Source organism: Metabacillus arenae, from assembly GCF_014773385.1.
Lineage (GTDB): Bacteria > Bacillota > Bacilli > Bacillales > Bacillaceae > Metabacillus_D > Metabacillus_D arenae.
This window is the reverse complement of record NZ_JACXAI010000081.1, coordinates 1-1,491: the sequence shown is the minus strand read 5'-3', so window position 1 is coordinate 1,491 and position 1,491 is coordinate 1. Positions and strand designations below refer to the sequence as shown.

At 36.4% G+C, this 1,491-nt stretch carries 2 protein-coding genes; both read right to left on the bottom strand.

Annotation, left to right across the window (positions count from 1 at the left end; translation table 11 throughout):
* Positions 1 to 256: 256 nt before the first annotated feature.
* A complete protein-coding gene (locus IC621_RS26225) occupies positions 257 to 1,186 on the bottom strand; it encodes an IS3 family transposase (RefSeq protein ID WP_191162977.1) in 930 nt (309 codons plus the stop codon).
* Complete coding sequence (locus tag IC621_RS26220) at positions 1,120 to 1,419, bottom strand: helix-turn-helix domain-containing protein (RefSeq protein ID WP_191162976.1); 300 nt, start codon at positions 1,417 to 1,419, stop codon at positions 1,120 to 1,122. The genes IC621_RS26225 and IC621_RS26220 overlap by 67 nt, the downstream gene beginning before the upstream one ends.
* Positions 1,420 to 1,491 lie beyond the last annotated feature (72 nt).

Genomic DNA, 1,491 nt, shown 5'->3' with positions numbered 1-1,491 from the left:
TGGTCAAGACCCCAAAAAGTGGAGATGTAAAAAAACCGGAGCTGTTTCTAAAAGGAAATGGCTCCCTTTTTATTCATTAAGTTTTTGATCGTTCTGTTTATTCACTTGACATGGAGCCGCCTCACGCATGATTTCCAAGCTAGGAAGCAAGTTGACAATACAACTAGCTCCCCTTAAAGGGTATCATGCGCTAACTCCATATCAAGTGGTGCTTTAAAATTTATTTGGATCGTTTATTTTTAAGGGACCCATTTCCTTATGCTGCAAGTTGCTGACTACGATAGTTAACTGGAGACTGTCGATTTAATCGTTTTTGTCTCCTTGTATGATTATAGTGATGAATATATTGATGTATTTTCGCTTCTAATTCTTCTAAATTTTGTACAGAATAAGGATGAAACGCTTCTGTTTTTAAATGGGAAAAGAAGCTTTCAATACAGGCATTGTCAAAAGGGTTGCCTGGACGTGACATACTTGACCTAATGTTATAGGATTCCAGTGTGTCTTGATAAAGCTTGGATGTGTATTGTGCTCCTCGATCGCTATGGAGGATGACACCTTGCACATCCTTTTCTTTTTGAATTGCTTGGGATACAGTTTTTATTACGAAAATAGTTTCTGTATTCCTTGCCATTTCGTATGCGATAATCTCATTATTGTACAGATCCAATATGGCAGATAAGTGTAATTTCTCCTCCCCAACCGGAAAGGAAGTGATATCTGTAACCCACTTTTCATTTGGTTTATCAGCTGAGAAATCCCTATTGATAATATTAGGTGCGATGGTTTCAGGTTCAGTTCGCTTATACTGATTATAGTTCGAAGATTTTTGCTTCTTACGAATAATTGATTGAATTCCAAGTTCTCTACATAGCCGATACACCCGTTTATGATTGATTTTCATTTGGTATTCTTCTTGGAGTTCCATGTGGATACGGCGATATCCCCATTGTTTATTTGAATCCTCATATAATTTTAGAATCAATTGTTTCAATTCAGCGTCTTTTTCGAGCTTTATATACTTTTTATATTTATAGTAACCACTCTCTGATACTCCAAGAAATTTACAAAGTTCCTTTACATTAAATTGATCTCTTAACTCGTCAACTACGTGAAACCTTAACTTTTTCCCTCCTTCATCAAGATTTCCTGAAACTTTTTTAAAACAGCATTCTCCATTTCCAATTTCCTGATGTAGCGTTCTTGATCTGTGTACTCTTTCCGTCGACCTCTATTGTCTAAGTAAAATGCTTGTCCCTCTTTTTGATATTTCCACCACCAAGTCTTAACAGTATCACGACTTGGTATATTTAATTTGTCAGCTACCTGCTGTGCTGAGAAACCTGATTCTTTTAACCGAATTGCCTCAGCCTTAATCTCGAAGCTATAGTTTTGTAACTTCTGTCCTTTTTTCGCCATAAAAAATCACCCCTTAATTCAATATTGCCAAACTGTGGGTTTTTCAACATCTACTTTAAGGGGTGCAGTCTA